The organism is Vibrio sp. IB15 (assembly GCF_016406055.1).
GTDB classification, from domain to species: domain Bacteria; phylum Pseudomonadota; class Gammaproteobacteria; order Enterobacterales; family Vibrionaceae; genus Vibrio; species Vibrio chagasii.
In genome coordinates, this window is record NZ_JAEFCE010000110.1 from 1 (window position 1) to 5,221 (window position 5,221).

Sequence of the window (5,221 nt, forward strand, 5' to 3'; positions counted from 1 at the left end):
GCTGATCAGATCGTAGCTTCTTGATTTGGTTCCATCGATTTACGCAACAAAGCCAGTGATGATTCACGACAAGTTTGCGAAATATTCAAAGACAAATTAAATTTAAGGTATATTTGGCAAAAAGACGATGGCTTTCGAGCTGGAAAAGCTCGAAATTTAGGTTTATATGCAGCTGAGGGTGATTATATTGTTTTTATTGATACTGGCGTGCTTCTACAAAAAGATGCTATAGATAAACATATTGAAATTCATGAGAATTCAAAGTTCCCTACTGTCTGTATCGGATATGTGTATGGCTTTGAGATTTCGAATGAAAAACTTGAAGAGATAGAGCCTCACCTTAAAGATAAAAATACAGAGCAATTAATTTCTATGATGGAAGACTTAAATGCTTTAGATATTAGACAATCACTATATGATGAATTTGGCTATAACATTTCATCTTGGCCAGCGCCATTTGATCTTTTTTGGACTTGCCATGTTTCAGCAGAAAGAGAGGAATTAATTAAATCTGGTGCATTTGATGAGTCATTCAATTCATGGGGTGGGGAAGATGTAGATCTCGGTATCAGATTATTTATGAATAACAATAAATTTGTTGTAGATAGAGGTTTATGCTCCGTTCACTGGCCTCATGAAAAAGAAGTTAGTGATAAAGCAGCAGAAGCAAATAATGCAGCATTGAGAATTCATGATAAATATAATATATGGCAAACATCTTTCTATAGTGTACCAATAGAAGATAAAATTTTCTCTCTCAATAAATCAATATTTTTAAATGCGGAGCATATGTAATGCCTTTGTATAAAAACATTTACCTTACGGGATTTGATGGCTCTAGCTCGTTACTTGGGCAAACCAGTGCTGTCTGTGGTGACCCTGATCTCACTTTTACCTGGTGTTATGATAAAAAATACAATCACCTTCCTGTTAATAAAGATACATTTAAAAATGTTATAAGTATTGGTGAGAGGTGTTATTTGGAGTCGAGGGATATCCTTGCATTCCCAAACAGTAAAATAAAGCTAACATCAGTTAAAGTAAACGATGGAAGTCCAGGTATTATTTCTATCGCCAACAATGTTGTTTTACAAGGTACGTGTATTATTTCTTATGAATCTGTAACTGTAGAAGACAATGTCACTTTCGGTCCTGGTGTTACGATTATGGACTCTGATGGTCACCCGTTGCTTGGAAGAGGGGAAAGCGATGAAGCCGAACGTATATTATCAAAACCAGTCATAATTAAGGAACATGCTTGGATAGGAAAAGGTGCAACAATTCTTAAAGGTGTAACTGTAGGAGAGCATGCAGTGGTATCAACTAATAGTGTTGTTACTCGTGATGTGCCAGCATACTCAATTGTTATGGGTAATCCCGCTAAAGTAGTCAAAAATATCAAGTCAATATGAAAGTAGTTATCCCAGCAGCAGGTCGTGGCACCAGAATGTTCCCTGCTAGTAAAAGCATCCCCAAAGAAATGTTAGTCGTTACAGATAAACCAGTTATTGATTATGTCGTTGGTGAATGTATTGCCTCAGGATTTAAAGAAATAGTTTTTGTTTTAGGTCCAGAAAAGGAATCTATCAAAGATTATTTTGAAAACAGTGATAGCTATAAAGGTATTAAGTTTGAATACATTTACCAGAAAGAGCCATTGGGTTTAGGCCATGCTGTGTTGTGTGCATACCCTTATATCGGAAATAAACCTTTTGCAGTAGCTTTACCTGATGTCTTGCTGAAACCGTCAAATAGATCTTTTAAAAGTATGAAAGAAAGCTTTTATCAAGATCACCTAAGCAAAGTGATGGTAAAAGATGTTCCATGGGATCAAGTTTCATCTTATGGAATAATAGATGTTGAAAACAAAAATTCCTTTTCACCAGGTTCTATAAGTAAGATTGTAAACATGGTTGAAAAACCTCTCAATGGTGAAATAAATTCTAATTTTTCGGCTATTGGTCGTTATATTTTTACAGAAAATATTTGGAATTTACTTTGTAATGTAACTCCAGACCCTTCAGGTGAAGTCCAATTAACAACAGCAATTAGAGAGCTATATAACTCCTGTGCTTACTATATGATTGGGAAAAGTTATGACTGTGGATCAAAAGTGGGATATATAAATACATTTATTGAATTTTCCTTATTAAATGAAAATTATAAACATTCTATTGAAATCTCACCTTAATATTAATATGGGAAGCGAATAGCTTCCCATTTGGTACTTTTATGTTAAAAAGAATATTTTATCTTTACTCTATTGCATTGCCGATCGCTGTTCAGAGTTTAATTGTTTCATCTAAATCATTTGTTGATACATATTTGTTAACTTTATCCAGTTTTGAAAGTGTTTCTGCCGTAGGTATAGCATCAAAAATTTTTCTTGTTGCCTTTATAATTTTATCAGGTATCTCAACAGGTGCTAGTTATGTGATGTCTCATAACTCTGAAAGTGTTGAATGTATAAGCTATTCTAGCAAATTTACCCTTAGGTTTGGCTGCGGGGTTGCTCTACTTATTATCATTTTAGTATATTATATTAAAGATTATATAATTTCATTTTCAAGTGAAAATAAAATTATACTTTCCTTATCCTCTAGTTATATAGATATTGTTCTTTTTAGTCTTATATTTATTTCTGTAACCTTAACATTATCGAGTCTAATTCGTATTAAAGGTGATTATAGGACTCCGTCATATATATCGATTTTTTCTGTTTTTATTAATATTACCATTAGTTTTGTGTTGGTATATAATTTCAAACTTGGTGTAATAGGTGCTGCGTATGGTACTGTTATAAGCTCTTTAATAGAATGTCTAATTATCGTTTATATATCTTATAGACGATTTTCTGTCTTGTTGAGAATAAAATGTTACAAACCAGGTTTAATGTCTAGAATATTTAAGCAAGCTTTTTTCTCTTCATCTTCAGGTGTAATATGGGCTATAGGTGCTTCCGCTTTTTATATTTTAGTAGGAAGTCGAGGTCAAGAAGTTCTCTATATTATGTCAATAATTAGTCCAATTGAAGCTGTTGTTCTCTCTTTTACTATTGGGCTTTCTGTATCAACCGGTATAGAAATAGGGAAAAATATACCTAATAGAAGTAATGATTATATATTTGAAGATGCTAAAATATCAATTATAAGCTCATTTTTAATGTCATTTTTAATCTCAATGCTACTTTTAATATCTAAAGATTTAATTTTTAAATTATTTAATTTCAATAAACTAATTATCGATTCTGATATGTTCTTTTATATTATGATCTTTAGTATATTCATTAAAAGCTTATCAATACAGCTGATGAATGGTGTTATACGAGCTGGCGGTGATGGTCTTTTTTGCTTGAGGTGTGATTTTATTTTTCAATGGCTATTTACTTTGCCTCTTGTTTTGTACTTAAATTCAATCTCAATGTCAGTGATTTATATATATTCTATTGTTTTGATTGAAGAATTTTTAAAACTTATCCTTTCTATCTTTCGCTTTAATTCAGGGAAATGGCTCCACGACTTAGCCGCTTAGGTCTGTACTGTGTTATTTTTATACTTAGTCAACTTTTAATTTTAAAATTGAAATTGAAATTGAAATTTTAGTTTGGTATTTTATATCACAGGCATCAAGCAAAAAAGCTCCAATAGCGATATTGGAGCTTTTTTAGTTTCTGCGGTTGATACTTTTAAACGCTCTGTTGATCTAAAGAACTAGCAAAGTGTTTTCTGCAGCTGCGCCACACACTGTAGCTGAAGATTGTCGATCAGATTTCAACAAATAGAAGACTCTCCCCTTTTTCTAGGAATAGCTTCGGTCAATGATGATACCCAATGCCATGAAAACAAAACTGCGAGCAATTGCTATGAGTTTTGCTTGTTTGGGGCTTGCCGGGACCTGAAAGAGTCTAGCTATCACTAAGTTAATGCCCATTAGTGAGCTGATGACAAGATTAGTGCGAGTGAAGTAGCAATCAATTCAATCAGATGATGTGATCTCCCTAAGTAAAGATCAGCAATGTTGAGAGCAAGCCGATACACAAAGCTTATAAACAGTAAGCCATTGACTAAGGCGCTTTTTGTTTCTGATTTAAAAGTAGACTTTATGCGCTCCGTTCTGTTAGCCCAGATTATCGAGCACTTTGCCGCACAGTTTCTTCAGCATGATCATTTCATCCAACTCTAATGAAATTTTGCACATCATGGTGTTTGGCACTGACTTGGCGTGCTTTCTGAGGTCACGACCCCGCTCGGTTAGATTGAGTACACGAACGCGCTCATCCGTTTCACTGCGACCACGCTCTACGTAGCCTTTTGTTTCTAATCGTTTAAGCAACGGCGTGAGTGTGCCTGAGTCTAAATGCAGTTGTGATCCCAATTCTTTCACGCTGGCACCGTCTTTCTCCCATAAAACAATCATCACTAAATATTGTGAGTAGGTCAGATCAAGCTCGTCCAAAAGCGGACGGTAAGCTCGAATCACCGCATTCGCTGCGCTATAGAGAGGGAAGCAAATTTGGTTTTCGAGTAAGAGTTTATCGTCGTCGGTCATGATGTTGTCGGTGTGACACTGGCTCATTGGCGTTGCCTAGCTATCCATGGAAAAAAACATAATAAATTGTGCGCAATATAGTTGCAACGATCTTTAATTCGATATAAGGTTGTGGGCAACTAAATAGCGCGCAACTTAAATTAAAAAGGAAATTAGTATGACTACAATCTATAAAACTCAGGCTACTGCAGTGGCTGGTCGTAATGGTCAAGTAAAAACAAATGACGGTCTTTTGGAGTTAGAACTGGCTTATCCTAAGGAGATGGGGGGGACGGGTTCGGCGACAAACCCAGAGCAACTTTTCGCGGCGGGCTATTCGGCATGCTTTTCTAGTGCGATTCAGCACGTAGCGCGAGAAGATCAAATGGATATAGAGCCAGCTCCTGTTACTGCAGAAATAGGTATTGGACCGAATAATGACGGTGGATTTGCACTGACGGTGAGCCTAGCGGTTGAGCTAAATATGTCGCAAGAAGAAGCGTTGAAGCTAACTCGTCGCGCGCATCAAGTGTGCCCATACTCAAACGCGGTTCGTGGCAACATTAATGTCGCAGTAACGGTAAATGGAGAAGCGATCTAAGCCGTTCTATCATGTCACAAAGAAAAGGAAGCCTGCAATTATGAAGTGACCCCGTAAAGTTGGACATTTCTGTTAAGCGGCTTTCAAGGCCTG

The 5,221-nt window shown here is 35.8% G+C and carries 6 protein-coding genes; 5 read left to right on the forward strand and 1 reads right to left on the reverse strand.

Annotated elements, in window-relative coordinates; translation table 11 throughout:
* Window positions 1-33 precede the first annotated feature (33 nt).
* The 4 genes from JC606_RS22615 (at window position 34) to JC606_RS22630 (ending at window position 3,531) form a co-directional block, all read left to right on the forward strand.
* The gene (locus JC606_RS22615; protein ID WP_198779495.1) at window positions 34-795 is read left to right on the forward strand and encodes a glycosyltransferase; all 762 of its coding nucleotides are present in this window, start codon (window positions 34-36) and stop codon (window positions 793-795) included.
* 371 nt (window positions 796-1,166) lie between these two features.
* Window positions 1,167-1,412, forward strand: coding sequence for an acyltransferase (locus JC606_RS23725; protein ID WP_150897866.1), 246 nt, complete (start codon window positions 1,167-1,169; stop codon window positions 1,410-1,412).
* A complete protein-coding gene (locus JC606_RS22625; RefSeq protein WP_198779492.1) occupies window positions 1,409-2,191 on the forward strand; it encodes a UTP--glucose-1-phosphate uridylyltransferase in 783 nt (260 codons plus the stop codon). The genes JC606_RS23725 and JC606_RS22625 overlap by 4 nt, the downstream gene beginning before the upstream one ends.
* A 41-nt stretch (window positions 2,192-2,232) precedes the next feature.
* Window positions 2,233-3,531 (forward strand): MATE family efflux transporter, encoded by a 1,299-nt coding sequence (locus tag JC606_RS22630; RefSeq protein WP_198779493.1) that lies wholly within the window; start codon window positions 2,233-2,235, stop codon window positions 3,529-3,531.
* A 585-nt stretch (window positions 3,532-4,116) separates the two neighbouring features.
* Here the strand turns inward: JC606_RS22630 and JC606_RS22635 are convergent.
* Entirely contained in the window at window positions 4,117-4,575 is a 459-nt protein-coding gene (locus tag JC606_RS22635) for a MarR family winged helix-turn-helix transcriptional regulator (protein WP_198779494.1), read from the reverse strand.
* Window positions 4,576-4,705: 130 nt separating this feature from the next.
* Between JC606_RS22635 and JC606_RS22640 the strand changes: the two genes are divergently transcribed.
* A complete protein-coding gene (locus JC606_RS22640; RefSeq protein WP_004737449.1) occupies window positions 4,706-5,128 on the forward strand; it encodes an organic hydroperoxide resistance protein in 423 nt (140 codons plus the stop codon).
* Window positions 5,129-5,221 lie beyond the last annotated feature (93 nt).

Coding starts and splice junctions, on each gene's coding strand:
- JC606_RS23725 (WP_150897866.1), top strand. CDS start 1,167: ATGGACTCTGATGGTCACCCGTTGCTTGGAAGAGGGGAAAGCGATGAA.
- JC606_RS22625 (WP_198779492.1), top strand. CDS start 1,409: ATGAAAGTAGTTATCCCAGCAGCAGGTCGTGGCACCAGAATGTTCCCT.
- JC606_RS22630 (WP_198779493.1), top strand. CDS start 2,233: ATGTTAAAAAGAATATTTTATCTTTACTCTATTGCATTGCCGATCGCT.
- JC606_RS22635 (WP_198779494.1), bottom strand. CDS start 4,575: ATGAGCCAGTGTCACACCGACAACATCATGACCGACGACGATAAACTC.
- JC606_RS22640 (WP_004737449.1), top strand. CDS start 4,706: ATGACTACAATCTATAAAACTCAGGCTACTGCAGTGGCTGGTCGTAAT.